The organism is Streptomyces sp. NPDC017529, assembly GCF_044329785.1.
Classification (GTDB): domain Bacteria; phylum Actinomycetota; class Actinomycetes; order Streptomycetales; family Streptomycetaceae; genus Streptomyces.
Window position 1 is genome coordinate 141474 of sequence record NZ_JBIRJY010000014.1, and the last position, 16086, is coordinate 157559.

Below are 16086 nucleotides of genomic sequence, written 5' to 3' on the forward strand. Positions count from 1 at the left end.
ATGCCGGCTTCGTCCAAGGCGTCCACCCCGCCGCCCGCTACTCCGCCCATGCCCACCTGGGATCCCAAACCGGCCAACGTACGGCCCTTCCCCTGGCTCCGCCCGACCATCCGGATACGGCTCACGCTGCTGTACGGCGGCATGTTCCTGATGGCGGGCATCGTGCTGCTCACGATCATCTACATGCTGGCCGCCAACGCCCTGCAGGAAGGCAGCGAGCTGCCCGTCAAGATCCTCCGGGGCAACTTCACGGCCACCAGCAACGTCTGCAACCTGCCCACCGACACCTCGGGGGAGATCTTCACCCAGGCGATCCAGACCTGCCTCCAGCACCAGCGGGCCCAGGCCCTGAACACCCTGCTCAACCGCTCGCTGCTGGCGTTGCTGGGGCTGACCGTGGTGGCGTTCGCGTTCGGGTACGCGATGGCGGGGCGGGTGCTGTCGCCGCTGGGCCGTATCACCCGTACCGCCCAGCGGGTCGCCGGTTCGGATCTGCACCGGCGTATCGAGCTGGGCGGCCCGGACGACGAGCTCAAGGAGCTGGCGGACACCTTCGACGAGATGCTGGACCGGCTGGACCGGGCCTTCGAGTCGCAGCGCCGTTTCGTGGCCAACGCCTCGCACGAGCTGCGCACGCCGCTGGCGATCAACCGGACGCTGCTGGAGGTGCAGCTCGCCGATCCGGACGCGTCGCCGGAGCTGGCGCAGCTGGGCAAGACGCTGCTGGCGACCAACGAGCGCAGTGAGCAGCTGGTGGAGGGCTTGTTGCTGCTGGCCCGCAGCGAGAACAAGATCGTGGACAAGAAGCCGGTGGATCTGGCGGAGGTGGCCTCGCAGGCCCTCGACCAGGCGCGCGCGGAGGCGCAGGCCAAGGGGGTGGAGATCCGGGGCGTACGGCAGCAGGCGTTCGTGCAGGGCAACGGCGTCCTGCTGGAGCGCATCGCGCTGAACCTGGTGCAGAACGCGGTGCGCTACAACGTGCCACCGGAGGGGCGGCGCGAAGCGCTTCCGGCGGAGGGTGGCGGTGGGCGGCAGGCGGGCTGGGTCGAGGTGACCACCGAGCCGCAGCAGGGGTGTGCGGTGCTGGTGGTCTCCAACACCGGCCCGGCCGTTCCGGCGTACGAGGTGGAAAACCTCTTCGAGCCCTTCCGGCGGCTGCGGACCGAGCGTACGGGCAGCGACAAGGGCGTGGGCCTGGGCCTGTCCATCGTGCGCTCCGTGGTGCGCGCCCACGACGGCAGCATCACCGCCACGCCCCGCGAGGGCGGCGGCCTGGTCATGCGCGTCGTCCTGCCGCTGTGAGACCGGGGCGCCAGGGCTCCTGGCGCCCCGCCGGCTGTCCTTTTTGACCCGAGACCCCACTTCTTGGCACTCTTGGTCGCCCTCCGCACGTCGGCCCCCCGGGCTTGACGGGATGCCGGGCGGCCATGGATCCTTCGCCGAGTTCGCTTTGCGCTGAATTCTCACGGTCCGCCCGGCGGCCCGTGCGTGTGTGATCGCTCACAGGCGGGAGATTCGCGCCATCTACTCTCCGTGATCGAAAAGGTTGGCGGAAGGCCGGGAAAATGCGGGTTTCCAAGGGCCTTGATCACGGGAAGTACACGTGATGGCGTGCGCGAGGTGCGACATTCGGACCGTGTACGGTCCTGATCGCCATCCAAACCGATCACCTCTTCAGGGGTGCGGTTGGGTGTCGATTGAGTAACAGACTTTGATGTGAGGCAAAATCTCCGCCTCAGGTCGGGCACAAGTCCGGCCTCTCACGCGTTACGTGCGCTGGAGACACCGCAGACACCCAGAGGGGGAGAGCGACATGGCTACGGATTACGACACCCCACGCAAGACAGATGACGACCTCAACGAGGACAGCATCGAGGAACTGAAGTCGCGGCGGAACGACAAGTCCGCCTCGGCCGTCGACGTCGACGAGTTCGAGCAGGCCGAGGGCCTGGAGCTGCCCGGCGCCGACCTGTCCAACGAAGAACTCGCCGTCCGGGTGCTGCCCAAGCAGCAGGACGAGTTCACGTGCATGAGCTGCTTCCTGGTCCACCACCGCAGCCAGCTGGCCGCGGAGGACAAGAACGGCCAGCCGATCTGCCGCGACTGCGCGGCCTGAGGACCGGTCTACGCCGTGGCGGGCGTGAACCCGTTCCGCAAGGGCCACAAGGGCGAGAAAGGCCCGGCGGCAGGCGCACGATCACGCGACGAAACCGCGCCCGTGCCCGCCGACCCGACCGCCCTGCCCGCGGAGCGGACGACCGGTGCACCGGAGGGGCGAGGCCGCGCGGCCTCGCTCGCAGCGGCTGTGGGCCGCGGCGGCAGAAGAGGCCGAGCGGGCGCCCGCAAGGCCCTGGCGGTCGTCGCCGACCGCATCATCGACAACGCCCCGCGGATCCCGGTCCGCGACCTGGCGGCGTTGCGCAGGCAGTTTCCCGGCCTGACCCCCGAGGAACTCGCCGACAAGCTCGTCTCGGGTGCCATGAAGGGCACCGCCACCGTGGGAGCGGGGGTCGGCGCGGCGGCGATGCTGCCCGTACCGCCCGCCATGCCGGCCGAGCTGGCCGCCGAGGTCGTCGGGGTGGCATCCGTGGAGATCAAGCTCATCGCCGAGCTCCACGAGGTCTACGGACTGCGTCCCCCGGGTGGCCTCAAGCCGCGCTCCATGGCCTATCTGACGTCCTGGACCGAGGAACGCGGCATCGACGTCACCAAGCCGACGACGCTCAACGCGGCGCTCGGCGGGCAGATGAAGCGCGAGCTGCGCCAGCAGATCATGAAGCGCACGCTGCGCAACCTGCCGAACCTGACGCCGTTCATGGTCGGCGCCGCGGTCGGCGCGTTCATGAACCGGCGGGACACCAAGAAGCTCGCGGAAAAGATCCGCAAGGACCTGCGCGCCCAGCAGGTGCCGTGGGACGCCCTGCCGGAGGCCGCCACGACGGCCCTGCCGGCGCGCAAGAGCCGCTGACGGCCCCTTTCACCGGACGAGGCTTCGCGGTCCCGGTCTCACCGGCCAGTGCTCACCGGCCTGCCGGAATCCCGCCCCGCACCCCCGGGAAGGCCGCTGTGCCGCCCGTCGGCGCCCCCGCCGCCCCGCCGGGCTCCCGCAAGGCGGTTCAGGCCCGTACGGCCGCCAGCGCGGCCACCAGGCGCTCCGGCTCGCGCGTCGAGAGGTACGCGTACGGCGTCGGGTCCGCCGGGTCCGTGATCTCCACCCGTACGGCCGTGCGGACGTAGCTGCGCAGCAGCATGAACGCGCGGGTGTCGGCCTTGTGCGTACGCCACGCCAGCGCCTCCTCGGCGTCCAGCGCCCGCGCCTCGCCCAGCGCCGCCACCGGGATCCGGGCGTCACCGGCGATCAGCGAGTCGCCCACCACGCGGATCCGCACCGAGCCGTACGAGCTGACCGCCACCGCGGCCAGCGCCGCACCGCCGATCAGCCCGCCGAGCATCGGCAGCGTCCCCAGCGGGAGCAGCATCAGGGCACAGGCGATGCCGATCAGCCCGGCGATCACCCACCAGGAGCGGGGCGCGGTGAGGCGTTCTTCGTACGACTGCATGGCTCCAGCTTGGCACGGCGGCGCAGGCCGGTTACGCGCGCGGGTAGGGTCTGCACTCGTGAGTGGAACCGACAAGGCCCCGACGCGGCTGACCCCGCCGGCCGACGCCGTCGCCCCGGTGCGGCATCCGGACGCCCCCGCGCCGGGGGAACTTCTCGGCGCGCACTACGACCAGTGCTTCGGGTGCGGCGCGGCGCAGCCCCACGGGCTCCGGCTGCAGGCCCGAGCCGGCGACGGCGTGCGGGTCACCGCCGAGTTCACCGTCAAGGAGGCCCACCAGGGCGCGCCGGGCCTCGCGCACGGCGGGGTGCTGGCCACCGCGCTGGACGAGACGCTGGGCTCACTCAACTGGCTGCTGCGGGTGATCGCGGTGACCGGCCGGCTGGAGACCGACTTCCTGCGGCCCGTACCGCTCGGCACGGTGCTGCACCTGGACGCGGAGATAACCGCCGTCCACGGCCGGAAGATCTACTCGACGGCGGTGGGGCGCATCGGCGGGCCGGCGGGCCCGGTCGCGGTGCGCGCCGACGCCGTCTTCATCGAGGTGAAGGTCGACCACTTCGTCGACAACGGAAGGCCGGCCGAGATCCGGGCCGCGATGGCCGATCCGGACCAGATCAGACGAGCTCGTGCTTTTGAGGTGAACCCGTGAGTCAGGTACGCAATCCGGTGGACGTACTCATCAGGCGACTGGACCCCGAGGTGCCGCTGCCCGCCTACGGGCACCCCGGTGACGCGGGCGCCGACCTGGTGACCACCGAGGCGGCGGAACTCGCCCCGGGGGAGCGGGCGGTGCTGCCGACCGGAGTGTCCGTCGCCCTGCCCGACGGGTACGCGGCGTTCGTGCACCCCCGCTCGGGCCTGGCGGCCCGCTGCGGAGTGGCGCTCGTGAATGCCCCCGGGACGGTGGATGCCGGGTACCGTGGGGAAATCAAGGTGATCGTGGTCAATCTGGACCCGCGCGAGAACGTGCGGTTCGAGAGGTTCGACCGGATTGCCCAACTGGTCGTCCAGCAGGTCGAGAAGGTGCGCTTCCACGAGGTGGCGGAACTTCCCGGCTCGGCGCGGGCCGAGGGGGGATTCGGTTCCACCGGCGGTCATGCGGCGGTGGACGGCTCCACGGGTGGGAATGGATACGCATCGGTCGGTGCCGACCGGGAAGGACAGTGACGTGTTCGGACGTCGCAAGAAGAACGAGGCTCCCGCAGAGCCGGCCCGGGCGGCGGAAGCCGCCGACGAGCCGGCCGCGGACGAGACTTCCGCGGACGGGGCTGCCGCGCCCGGCGAGGAGGAGCGGCGGGTGAACCTGCCGCCGGCCCCCCGGCCCGACGGCCCCTGGGACCTCTCCGAGGTCACCGACGCCGCCGAGGGGCGCGTCGACCTGGGCGGCATGTTCGTGCCCGGCGTCGAAGGCATGGAACTGCGCGTGGAGGTCGCGGGCGACGCGATCGTCGCGGCGACCGTGGTGCTCCAGGACAGCGCCGTACAGCTCCAGGCGTTCGCCGCTCCGAAGAAGGAGGGCATCTGGGGCGAGGTCCGCGAGGAGATCGGCGTCGGCATCACGCAGCAGGGCGGCGTCATCGACGAGGTCGAGGGCCCGCTGGGCTGGGAGCTGCGCGCGCAGGTCCCCGTACAGCTCCCGGACGGCACCAACGGCGTCCAGGTCGTGCGCTTCGTCGGCGTCGACGGCCCGCGCTGGTTCCTGCGCGGCGTCATCTCCGGCCAGGGCGCGGTCCAGCCCCAGGCCGCCGGCATCCTGGAGCACATCTTCAAGGACACCGTGGTCGTCCGCGGCGAGGCCCCCATGGCCCCCCGCGACCCCATCGTCCTCAAGCTCCCCGAGGACGCCCAGATGGTCCCCGACGGCGTCCAGCAGGAGCCCGCCGAAACCTCCCGCTTCGGCGGCGGCGTGGAACGCCTGGAACGGGGCCCGGAAATCACGGAAATCCGCTGACGCGCGGCGCCCTGCGAGGGCGCCCCCGCGGCCGGTTTTGTGCGTTGCCCATGGGTCGTACTCCCTTTCGAGGGGTGCGGCCCATGGGTGTTTTTGCAGGTCAGGGCGCGAAGCGTATGGGAATCGTCAATGGGGCGCTAATGGCCGTAAGGGAGACGTCAACGGCGGTCGGAAACGGTCAGGTTGGGGGTTTGCTCTAGGGGTCCGTTCAACCGATCCCATTAGGAGCACACGATGGCCGACGTGGCCTTCGTCGTCACCACGCTCGCGGTTTTCGCGCTGGTGGCCCTCGTCGCCAAGGGGGTGACGAAGCTGTGACCATCGAGAACGTCGTCGGCCTGATCGTCGCCGTCGCCCTGCTCGGCTACCTGGTCCTCGCCCTCGTCTTCCCGGAGAGGTTCTGAGCGTCCCGATGAGCCCCATCCTGGCCGGCGTGCTCCAGCTCACCGCGCTCGTCGCGGCGCTCGCCCTGGCATACCGTCCCCTCGGCGACTACATGGCCGCCATGTACAGCTCGCGCAAGCACCTGCGCGTCGAGAAGGTGATCTACCGCTGCATCGGCGCCAACCCGGACACGCAGATGCGCTGGCCCGCTTATCTGCGCGGCGTCCTCGCCTTCTCCGTGGCCGGTGTGCTCTTCCTCTACCTGCTCCAGCGCCTGCAGGGCAGCCTGCCGCTGTCGCTCGGCTTCGCGTCGATCAGCCCGGACCAGGCGTTCAACACCGCCGCGTCCTTCGTCGCGAACACCAACTGGCAGTCCTACAGCGGTGAGCAGGCCATGGGCCACGTCGTGCAGACGGCGGGCCTGGCGGTGCAGAACTTCGTCTCGGCGGCGACCGGCATGGCCGTCGCGATCGCCCTGGTACGCGGCTTCTCCCGGACCCGTACCGGCGACCTGGGCAACTTCTGGGCGGACCTGGTGCGCGGCACCGTGCGGGTGCTGGTGCCGATCGCCGTCATCGGCGCGCTCGTACTGGTCGCGTGCGGCGCGATCCAGAACTTCTCCGGCATCCACGAGGTCGGGCAGTTCATGGGCGGCACCCAGCAGACCAATGGCGGCGCGGTCGCGTCGCAGGAGGTCATCAAGGAGCTGGGCACCAACGGCGGCGGTTACTTCAACGCCAACTCGGCCCACCCCTTCGAGAACCCCAACGGCTTCACCAACCTCTTCGAGGTCTTCCTCATCCTGGTCATCCCGTTCGCGCTGACCCGTACCTTCGGCCGCCTCGTCGGCAACGTACGGCAGGGCTACGCGATCCTGGCCACGATGGGCGTCATCTGGCTCGGTTTCACCGCGCTGATGATGTGGACCGAGTTCGCGCACGGCGGTCCGGCGCTCCAGGCGGCGGGCGCCGCGATGGAGGGCAAGGAGAACCGCTTCGGCATCGGCGGCTCGTCGATCTTCTCCGTCGCCACCACCCTCACCTCGACCGGTGCCGTGGACGGCTTCCACGACTCCTTCACGGCCTTCGGCGGCGGCATCCAGCTGCTGGGCATGATGCTCGGCGAGGTCGCCCCCGGCGGTGTCGGCTCCGGCCTGTACGGCATGCTCGTGATGGCCGTGATCGCGGTGTTCATCGCGGGCCTGATGGTGGGCCGTACGCCCGAGTACCTGGGCAAGAAGATCGGCACCCGCGAGATCAAGCTCGCCGCCTGCTACATCCTCATCACCCCGACCCTCGTGCTCGGCTTCACCGCCGCGTCGATGGTGATGCCGGACGCGCTGGGCTCGATGCTCAACACCAAGGCGCTGGGCGCCGGTTCGCACGGCTTCTCCGAGGTGCTGTACGCGTTCACCTCCGGCGCCAACAACAACGGCTCGGCCTTCGGCGGCCTGAACGCCAACACGCCCTGGTACAACACCACGATCGGGCTGGCGATGCTGCTCGGCCGCTTCCTGCCGATGGTGTTCGTCCTGGCCCTGGCGGGCTCGCTCGCCGAGCAGCAGCCGGTCCCGGAGACGGCGGGCACGCTCCGTACCGAGAAGCCGCTCTTCGCGGGACTGCTGGTCGGCACGATTCTGATCATCACCGGTCTGACCTACTTCCCGGCGCTGGCCCTCGGCCCGATCGCGGAAGGGCTGTCATGACGACCGACGTAAACGACGTACAGCAAGAGGAGCACCGCTCCATGTCCACCGCAACACCGACCCGCGCGCCGCACCAGGACGTTCCCAGCGGGCACAAGCCGGACGGCGACGGCCGCGTCGGCGGGGGGCTCTTCGACCCGGCGCAGCTGGTCAGGTCGCTGCCGGACGCGGTGCGCAAGCTGGACCCCCGGGTGATGATCAAGTCCCCGGTGATGTTCGTGGTCGAGGTGGGTTCGGTTCTGACCACCTGCTTCGCCGTCGCGTCGCCTTCGGACTGGTTCGGCTGGGCCATCGCCGTCTGGCTCTGGCTCACCGTGATCTTCGCCAACCTGGCGGAGGCGGTGGCCGAGGGGCGCGGCAAGGCGCAGGCGGACACGCTGCGCAAGGCCAAGACCGACACGGTGGCGCGGCGGCTGAACGGCTCGGCCGAGGAGCAGGTGCCCGGCACGGAGCTGCGCATCGGCGACCTCGTCGTCTGCGAGGCGGGCGACATCATCCCGGGTGACGGCGACGTCGTCGAGGGCGTCGCGTCGGTCGACGAGTCCGCCATCACGGGCGAGTCGGCGCCGGTCATCCGCGAGTCCGGCGGTGACCGGTCGGCGGTCACCGGCGGTACGAAGGTGCTGTCCGACCGGATCGTCATCAAGATCACGACGAAGCCCGGCGAGACCTTCATCGACCGGATGATCAACCTCGTCGAGGGTGCCGCCCGGCAGAAGACGCCGAACGAGATCGCGCTGAACATCCTGCTCGCCTCGCTCACCATCGTCTTCCTGCTGGCCGTGGTGACCCTCCAGCCGTTCGCGATCTACGCGGGCGCCGAGCAGCCCATGATCGTACTGCTGGCCCTGCTGGTCTGCCTGATCCCGACGACGATCGGCGCGCTGCTGTCGGCCATCGGCATCGCGGGCATGGACCGCCTGGTGCAGCGCAACGTGCTGGCCATGTCGGGGCGCGCGGTCGAGGCCGCCGGCGACGTCTCCACCCTGCTGCTCGACAAGACCGGCACCATCACCCTCGGCAACCGGCAGGCCGCCGAGTTCGTCCCGGTCAAGGGCGTGACCGAGGCCGAGGTCGCGGACGCCGCCCAGCTGTCCTCGCTCGCCGACGAGACGCCCGAGGGCCGCTCGATCGTCGTCCTGGCCAAGGAGAAGTACGGCCTGCGCGAGCGCCACCAGGGCGAACTGACCGACGCCGAGTGGGTGCCCTTCACCGCCCAGACCCGCATGTCGGGCGTGGACGTGACCGAGGACGGCGCCGTGCGCAAGGTGCGCAAGGGCGCGTCCGGTTCGGTGATCGCCTGGGTCGAGGAGCAGGGCGGCACCGTCCCCGACGACGCCGACCTGCTGGCCAACGGCATCTCCGAGGCCGGCGGTACGCCGCTGCTGGTCGCCCTGGAGGACGAGCGGGGCGCCCGGGTCCTCGGCGTCATCCACCTCAAGGACGTCGTCAAGGACGGCATGCGCGAACGTTTCGTCGAGCTGCGCAAGATGGGCATCAAGACCGTCATGATCACGGGCGACAACCCGCTGACGGCCAAGGCCATCGCCGACGAGGCGGGCGTGGACGACTTCCTCGCGGAGGCCACGCCCGAGGACAAGATGGCGCTCATCAAGCGCGAGCAGGCGGGCGGCAAGCTGGTCGCCATGACCGGCGACGGCACCAACGACGCGCCGGCCCTCGCCCAGGCGGACGTGGGCGTCGCCATGAACACCGGCACCTCGGCCGCCAAGGAGGCCGGGAACATGGTGGACCTGGACTCCAACCCCACCAAGCTCATCGAGATCGTCGAGATCGGCAAGCAGTTGCTGATCACCCGGGGCGCGCTGACCACGTTCTCGATCGCCAACGACGTCGCGAAGTACTTCGCGATCATCCCGGCGATGTTCGCGGTGGCCTACCCGGGCCTGGACACGCTCAACATCATGCGGCTGCACAGCTCGCAGACCGCGATCCTGTCCGCGATCGTCTTCAACGCGCTGATCATCGTCGCGCTCGTACCGCTGGCCCTGAAGGGCGTGCGCTACCGCCCGGTGAGCGCGGACCGGATGCTCCGCCGCAACCTCGGCATCTACGGACTCGGCGGCCTGATCGCCCCCTTCATCGGCATCAAACTCATCGACCTGCTCATCTCTGCGATCCCCGGGATCGGGTGACTGACATGAACAACGCGGTACGCACCAGCGGCCGGCTCCTCGGCGCCGGGCTGCGCGCCCTGCTCGTCCTGACCGTGGTCTGCGGCGTGATCTACCCACTGGTGGTCACCGGCGTCGCCCAGGCCGCCTTCCACGGCAAGGCCAACGGCTCCGAGGTACGGCAGGACGGCAGGACCGTCGGCTCCGAACTCCTCGGCCAGCGCTACGACAAGGGCCAGGACAAGGACGGCACCCCGGTCCCCGACCTGCGGTACTTCCAGCCGCGCCCGTCCGCGGGCCTGGGCAGCAACCAGACCAACGGCGTCAACACCCAGTACGACCTCCAGGTCTCCGGCGCCACCAACCAGGGCGCCACCAACACCGACCTGATCGCCGCGGTCAAGGAACGCAAGAAGTGGGTCTCCGAGACCTACGGCGTCCCCCAGTCGCGGGTCCCGGCGGACGCCGTCACCTCCTCCGGCTCGGGCCTCGACCCGGACATCTCCCCGGAGTACGCGAAGCTCCAGGCCAACCGGGTGGCCAAGGAGAACCGCCTGGACCCCGCCAAGGTCGAACAGCTGGTGGAAGACACCACCGAGGGCCGGATCCTGGGCTTCATGGGGGAGCCCCGGGTCAACGTCCTGAAGCTGAACATGGGGCTCAAGGAGCTGCTCAAGTAGACAGGTGCCGGTGGAACCCGCCGGCCCGCGTTCCCGGCAACCGGCCCGCCCGTGCACCACGGGCGGGCCGCTCGTCGTTTCCGCGGCCTCACGAGCGTGCGGCCGTCACCACACGTCCCCGCTCCTCCAGTCGCACGCCAGCTGCCCCGTGAGATCCAGGGGCACGGCGCCCGGGAGGACGTAAATGGCGCCGTCCTCCTCCTTGGTGGGGTGGAGACCGGAAGGGGCGAGGACGGCGGACGGGCCCTGCCACAGGCGCCAGCCGCGGGCGGCGTAGAAGGCCGCGGCGCCGTCGGAGGCGCACAGGGCGCCCAGGTCGTAGGCGCCGCGGATCACCCTTTCCAAGGCCGTCATCGCGGCCGCGCCGTGGCCCCTGCCGCGCCGGTCGGCACGGACGCCGACGCCTTCCACGTAGCCGCACCGCAGGGCCCGGCCGGCGTGCAGCAGCTGCCGCTGTACGACCGAGGCGTGGCCGATCAGCTCGTCGCCCTCCCAGACCAGCGCGTGCACGCCGCCGAGGGCGTGGTCCCAGTCCTCCTCGGTCATGCCGTCCTCGAAGACGTCGTACAGGAGCGCCCGTGCGGTGGCGCGGGTGGCGGCGTCCAGGTCGGCGGTGTGCGCCATGCGGATGTGTACGTCGGTCATGGCTGCCATCGTCGTCGTGCCGCGACGGGAGGTCGAACGCATTCCGCCCCGGCCGGCGAGGGCCGGGGAAACCCGGGGCGCGGTGGGGTTGCGCCCCGTATCAGAGTCGCGTCAAGACCTGGGCCGAAGCCGCTACCTGCGGCTTTTGTGCTGGTGTGCGGTCGGTAGGGTCGCATCAGGTTCAGCCCGGTGGGGGCGGCCTTCACGTAAGACAATGGGGCCATGGCACGCGGCAAGCTACGGATCTATCTCGGCGCTGCACCGGGCGTCGGCAAGACGTACTCGATGCTGTCCGAGGCGCACCGGCGGGTGGAGCGCGGCACGGACGCCGTGGTGGCGTTCGTCGAGCACCACGACCGGCCCCGTACCGAGGTCATGCTGCACGGCCTGGAGCAGATCCAGCGCGCGGAGCTGGAGTACCGCGGCTCGGTGTTCACCGAGATGGACGTGGACGCGGTGCTGGAACGCCGCCCCGCCGTCGCGCTCGTCGACGAACTCGCGCACACGAACGTGCCCGGCTCCCGCAACACCAAGCGCTGGCAGGACGTGGAGGAGCTGCTGGAGGCCGGTATCGACGTGGTCTCGACGGTCAACATCCAGCACCTCGAATCGCTGGGCGACGTCGTCGAGTCGATAACGGGCGTACGGCAGCGCGAGACCGTGCCCGACGAGATCGTCCGCCGTGCCGACCAGATCGAACTGGTCGACATGTCGCCACAGGCCATCCGGCGGCGCATGGCGCACGGCAACATCTACAAGCCCGACAAGGTGGACGCCGCCCTGTCCAACTACTTCCGGCCGGGCAACCTGACCGCGCTGCGCGAGCTGGCCCTGCTGTGGGTCGCCGACCGCGTCGACGAATACCTCCAGCAGTACCGCACCGAGCACAGCGTCTCGACGATCTGGGCGGGACGCGAGCGTATCGTCGTCGGCCTCACCGGCGGCCCCGAGGGGCGTACGCTCATCCGCCGCGCGTCCCGGATGGCGGCCAAGGGCTCGGGCAGCGAGGTGCTCGCCGTCTACATCGCGCGCAGCGACGGGCTGACCTCGGCCTCGCCCAAGGAACTCGCCGTACAGCGCACGCTCGTGGAGGACCTCGGCGGGACGTTCCACCACGTCATAGGCGACGACATACCGAGCGCGCTGCTGGAGTTCGCGCGCGGGGTCAACGCCACGCAGATCGTGCTGGGTTCCAGCCGCCGCAAGACGTGGCAGTACGTCTTCGGGCCGGGCGTCGGCGCCACCGTCGCCCGCGACTCGGGACCCGACCTGGACGTCCACATCGTCACGCACGACGAGGTCGCCAAGGGCCGCGGTTTGCCCGTGGCGCGCGGCGCCCGCCTCGGCCGGGCCCGGATCATCGCCGGCTGGCTGCTCGGCGTCGTCGCGCCCGCCCTGCTGTCGCTGCTGCTCACCGCCATCGACAACGGCCCGGGGCTGGCCAACGACGTCCTGCTCTTCCTGTTCCTGACCGTCGCCGCCGCGCTGATCGGCGGGCTGCTGCCGGCGCTCGCCGCGGCCGCCGTCGGCTCGGTGCTCCTGAACTTCTACTTCACCCCGCCCACCCACTCGGTCACCATCGCCGACCCCAAGAACATCGTCGCGATCCTGATCTTCTTCGCGGTCGCCGTCTCGGTCGCCTCCGTCGTCGACCTGGCCGCCCGCCGCACCCACCAGGCGGCGCGGCTGCGCGCCGAGTCGGAGATCCTCTCCTTCCTGGCGGGCAGCGTGCTGCGCGGCGAGACGACGCTGGACGCGCTGCTGGAACGGGTACGGGAGACGTTCGGCATGGACTCGGTCGCGCTGCTGGAGCGCGCCGGCGACGTCGAACCGTGGACCTGCGCGGGCCGGGTCGGCGGCACCGGCGAGGGGCCGGAGGCCGAGCCCCTGCTGCGGCCCGAGGATGCCGACGTGGACATGCCGGTCGGCGACCACATGGCGCTGGCGCTGACCGGCCGGGTGCTGCCCGCCGAGGACCGCCGCGTGCTGGCCGCCTTCGCCGCGCAGGCCGCCGTCGTACTGGACCGGCAGCGGCTGGTCGGCGAGGCGGAACGGGCCCGCGAGCTGGCCGAGGGCAACCGCATCCGGACGGCGCTGCTGGCCGCCGTCAGCCACGACCTGCGCACGCCGCTCGCGAGCATCAAGGCGTCGGTGACCTCGCTGCGCTCCGACGACGTCGCCTGGTCCGAGGAGGACGAGGCGGAACTGCTGGAGGGCATCGAGGCGGGCGCCGACCGGCTGGACCACCTGGTGGGCAACCTGCTGGACATGTCCCGCCTCCAGACGGGTACGGTCACCCCGCTGATCCGCGAGATCGACCTGGACGAGGTGGTGCCGATGGCGCTCGGCGGCGTCCCCGAGGGCAGCGTCACCCTCGACATCCCCGAGGAACTGCCGATCGTCGCCGTCGACCCCGGCCTGCTGGAGCGCTCCGTGGCCAACCTGGTCGAGAACGGCGTCAAGTACAGCCCGGAGGGCGAACGCGTGCTGGTCTCCGCCAGCGCCCTCGGCGACCGCGTCGAACTGCGCATCGCCGACCGCGGCCCCGGCGTGCCCGACAGCTCCAAGGACCGCATCTTCGAGCCCTTCCAGCGGTACGGGGACGCCCCGCGCGGCGCGGGCGTGGGCCTGGGCCTCGCCGTCGCCCGCGGCTTCGCCGAGTCGATGGGCGGCACCCTCGCCGCCGAGGACACCCCCGGCGGCGGCATGACCATGGTCCTCACCCTGCGGGCCGCGCCAGGCCGGCCGCCGGTGCGGCCCGACCTGCCGGCCCAGGCGACGACGTGACCGCGGGCCGCCGTGGACTCCCCGAGCCGCCATCCAGCCGACACCCCGCGGGCAGGGCCCGGCGGGTTTCCCCACCACGAGGAGAACGACAGTGAACCGGGTGCTTGTGGTCGACGACGAGCCGCAGATCGTACGTGCCCTCGTGATCAACCTGAAGGCGCGCAAGTACGAGGTGGACGCCGCCCCCGACGGGGCCACCGCCCTGAAGCTGGCCGCCGCCCGCCACCCCGACGTCATCGTCCTGGACCTCGGCCTGCCCGACATGGACGGCGTGGAGGTGATCAAGGGACTGCGCGGCTGGACCCGGGTGCCGATCCTGGTGCTCTCCGCCCGGCAGACCTCGGACGAGAAGGTCGAGGCGCTGGACGCGGGCGCTGACGACTACGTCACCAAGCCCTTCGGGATGGACGAGCTGCTGGCCCGGCTGCGGGCCGCGGTGCGCAGGGCCGAGCCGACCGGGCCCGCCGAGGACGCGGTGATCGTGGAGACCGACGGCTTCACCGTCGACCTGGCCGCGAAGAAGGTCAACCGCGAGGGCCGGGACGTGCGCCTTACGCCGACCGAGTGGCATCTGCTGGAAGTCCTCGTCCGCAATACGGGACGTCTCGTCAGTCAGAAGCAGCTCCTCCAGGAGGTCTGGGGGCCCTCGTACGGCACCGAGACCAACTACCTGCGGGTCTACATGGCGCAGCTGCGCCGGAAGCTGGAGAGCGACCCCTCGCACCCCCGGCACTTCGTCACCGAGCCGGGCATGGGCTACCGCTTCGAGCAGTAGGGCGCGGGCCGGGCAGCCGGGCCGTCCGGCGCCGTCCGGCGCAGTGATCCGGGGTGCCGGGCACCGGTACGCTGGGTTCATGAGTGCTGGGACCCGATCCGAGAAGCCGGCAGGCCGTTTCCGCCGGATGCTCGACAGGCTGTCCTCCTCCGAGGAGGAGCTGGAGTCCGCCGAGCTGCAGCAGGACGCGCACGACACGGGCTGCACCCGTATATGCGACTGCGACGACCGGCAGATAGTCAAGGTCACCGGTACCCTGCGCCACGTGACGCTGCGGCCGCGCGCCGGTGTGCCCGCGCTGGAGGCGGAGCTGTTCGACGGCTCCGCCGCGCTGGACGTGGTGTGGCTCGGCCGCCGTTCCATCGTCGGCATAGAGCCGGGACGCAAGCTCATCGCCTCGGGCCGGGTCTCGCTGAGTCACGGACGCCGGGTGCTGTTCAATCCGAAATACGAACTCCGACCACTCGGACAGGAGTAGCCGGTGACGTCTGACGACCGACCGACCCGACCCACCGGACCGGCCGGCGAGCCGGTCCAGGAGCAGGACGCAGCACCGGACGGCAGAGCCGTCACCGAAGCCGCCCTGTTCGAGGCCTTCGGCGGCGTGCGCGGCATGGTGGAGACCGTGCTGCCCGGCCTGCTGTTCGTCACGATCTACACGGTCAACAAGGACCTGCACGTCTCCGCGATCGCCGCCCTGGTGGTCTCGCTGGTGCTGGGCGTCGCGCGCCTGGTGCGCAAGGACACCGTCAAGCACGCCTTCAGCGGCGTCTTCGGGGTGGCCTTCGGCGTGGTCTTCGCGATGATGACCGGCAACGCCAAGGACTTCTACCTGCCCGGCATGCTCTACACGCTGGGCCTGGGCGTCGCCTACATCGTCACCACGCTGGCCGGCGCCCCGCTGATCGGCCTGATCCTCGGGCCGGTGTTCAAGGAGAACCTGTCCTGGCGCACCCGCAACCCGGGCCGCAAGAAGGCGTACGCCAAGGCCAGCTACGCCTGGGGCGCCATCCTGCTCGCCAAGTGCGCGATCCTCTTCCCGCTGTACTGGTGGGCGGACACCACGCACCTGGGCTGGGTGCTGATCGCGCTGAAGATCCCGCCGTTCCTGCTGGCGGTCTGGCTGACCTGGCTGTTCCTGGCCAAGGCGCCGGCGCCGATCGACGTCTTCGCGGAGATGGAGGCCAAGGAGAAGGCCGAGGAGGAGTCGAAGGCGCGGCGCGAGCGCGCGACGCTCGACAACGGCGTCCTGGACGGGGTGGCCACCGACCTCGCCAAGGACGTCACGCCGCAGGCGATGGCCGCCGAGCAGCCCCGCACCACGCGGCACCGGGGCTGACGCCGGGCGGTACGAACGACGAAGGGCCGGCCACACACCTTGGGTTCTAGGAGTCGTCGCAACACCCCAGCTCAAGGGGTGCGATGGACTTCAAGATCCGAGGGGACCGGACGCCGCAGGGC

The 16086-nt window shown here is 70.8% G+C and carries 16 protein-coding genes; 14 read left to right on the plus strand and 2 right to left on the minus strand.

Translation table 11 applies throughout. The annotated features are described in order from the left end of the window. The 3 genes from ACH4K4_RS29350 to ACH4K4_RS29360 all read left to right on the plus strand — a co-directional run bounded on the left by ACH4K4_RS29350 (window position 1) and on the right by ACH4K4_RS29360 (window position 2968). On the plus strand, window positions 1–1302 hold the full coding sequence (locus tag ACH4K4_RS29350; protein WP_398171485.1) for a sensor histidine kinase: 1302 nt from the start codon (window positions 1–3) through the stop codon (window positions 1300–1302). A 511-nt stretch (window positions 1303–1813) separates the two neighbouring features. Beyond that, window positions 1814–2116 carry a DUF4193 domain-containing protein gene (locus ACH4K4_RS29355; protein ID WP_003982531.1) on the plus strand — a complete coding sequence of 101 codons (303 nt, stop codon included), beginning with the start codon at window positions 1814–1816 and terminating at the stop codon, window positions 2114–2116. 15 nt (window positions 2117–2131) lie between these two features. Further along, window positions 2132–2968, plus strand: a complete 837-nt coding sequence (locus ACH4K4_RS29360) for a hypothetical protein (protein WP_398171487.1) — start codon at window positions 2132–2134, stop codon at window positions 2966–2968. 148 nt (window positions 2969–3116) lie between these two features. Here the strand turns inward: ACH4K4_RS29360 and ACH4K4_RS29365 are convergent, their stop codons facing one another. Next, window positions 3117–3560: a DUF3093 domain-containing protein gene (locus ACH4K4_RS29365; RefSeq protein ID WP_398171489.1), complete on the minus strand. Its 444-nt coding sequence runs from the start codon at window positions 3558–3560 to the stop codon at window positions 3117–3119. A gap of 58 nt (window positions 3561–3618) precedes the next feature. On the opposite strand from ACH4K4_RS29365, the gene ACH4K4_RS29370 reads away from it, so the two are divergent. The 7 genes from ACH4K4_RS29370 (at window position 3619) to kdpC (ending at window position 10418) form a co-directional block, all read left to right on the plus strand. Continuing rightward, complete coding sequence (locus ACH4K4_RS29370) at window positions 3619–4212, plus strand: PaaI family thioesterase (RefSeq protein ID WP_398171491.1); 594 nt, start codon at window positions 3619–3621, stop codon at window positions 4210–4212. Beyond that, complete coding sequence (dut, locus tag ACH4K4_RS29375; RefSeq protein ID WP_398171493.1) at window positions 4209–4730, plus strand: dUTP diphosphatase; 522 nt, start codon at window positions 4209–4211, stop codon at window positions 4728–4730. Before ACH4K4_RS29370 ends, dut begins: the two co-directional genes overlap by 4 nt. A gap of 1 nt (window position 4731) precedes the next feature. Then, on the plus strand, window positions 4732–5514 hold the full coding sequence (locus ACH4K4_RS29380; protein ID WP_398171494.1) for a DUF3710 domain-containing protein: 783 nt from the start codon (window positions 4732–4734) through the stop codon (window positions 5512–5514). A gap of 314 nt (window positions 5515–5828) precedes the next feature. Then, complete coding sequence (gene kdpF / locus ACH4K4_RS29385) at window positions 5829–5918, plus strand: K(+)-transporting ATPase subunit F (protein ID WP_003982525.1); 90 nt, start codon at window positions 5829–5831, stop codon at window positions 5916–5918. A gap of 8 nt (window positions 5919–5926) precedes the next feature. Beyond that, complete coding sequence (gene kdpA / locus ACH4K4_RS29390; protein WP_398171495.1) at window positions 5927–7603, plus strand: potassium-transporting ATPase subunit KdpA; 1677 nt, start codon at window positions 5927–5929, stop codon at window positions 7601–7603. A gap of 41 nt (window positions 7604–7644) precedes the next feature. Continuing rightward, window positions 7645–9759: a potassium-transporting ATPase subunit KdpB gene (gene kdpB / locus ACH4K4_RS29395; RefSeq protein ID WP_398171510.1), complete on the plus strand. Its 2115-nt coding sequence runs from the start codon at window positions 7645–7647 to the stop codon at window positions 9757–9759. A gap of 5 nt (window positions 9760–9764) precedes the next feature. Beyond that, on the plus strand, window positions 9765–10418 hold the full coding sequence (kdpC, locus tag ACH4K4_RS29400) for a potassium-transporting ATPase subunit KdpC (RefSeq protein ID WP_398171496.1): 654 nt from the start codon (window positions 9765–9767) through the stop codon (window positions 10416–10418). Between the two features lie 105 nt (window positions 10419–10523). Here kdpC and ACH4K4_RS29405 read toward each other — a convergent pair whose 3' ends face one another. Continuing rightward, window positions 10524–11072, minus strand: coding sequence for a GNAT family N-acetyltransferase (locus ACH4K4_RS29405; protein ID WP_398171497.1), 549 nt, complete (start codon window positions 11070–11072; stop codon window positions 10524–10526). Between the two features lie 213 nt (window positions 11073–11285). Here ACH4K4_RS29405 and ACH4K4_RS29410 point away from each other — a divergent pair, with 213 nt between their 5' ends. The 4 genes from ACH4K4_RS29410 (at window position 11286) to ACH4K4_RS29425 (ending at window position 15964) form a co-directional block, all read left to right on the plus strand. Further along, window positions 11286–13850, plus strand: a complete 2565-nt coding sequence (locus ACH4K4_RS29410) for an ATP-binding protein (protein ID WP_398171498.1) — start codon at window positions 11286–11288, stop codon at window positions 13848–13850. A gap of 91 nt (window positions 13851–13941) precedes the next feature. Next, window positions 13942–14625: a response regulator gene (locus tag ACH4K4_RS29415; RefSeq protein ID WP_360133567.1), complete on the plus strand. Its 684-nt coding sequence runs from the start codon at window positions 13942–13944 to the stop codon at window positions 14623–14625. Window positions 14626–14704: 79 nt separating this feature from the next. Continuing rightward, complete coding sequence (locus ACH4K4_RS29420; RefSeq protein ID WP_398171499.1) at window positions 14705–15103, plus strand: OB-fold nucleic acid binding domain-containing protein; 399 nt, start codon at window positions 14705–14707, stop codon at window positions 15101–15103. Window positions 15104–15106: 3 nt separating this feature from the next. Next, entirely contained in the window at window positions 15107–15964 is an 858-nt protein-coding gene (locus ACH4K4_RS29425) for a DUF3159 domain-containing protein (protein WP_398171500.1), read from the plus strand. The last annotated feature ends 122 nt before the right edge of the window (window positions 15965–16086 follow it).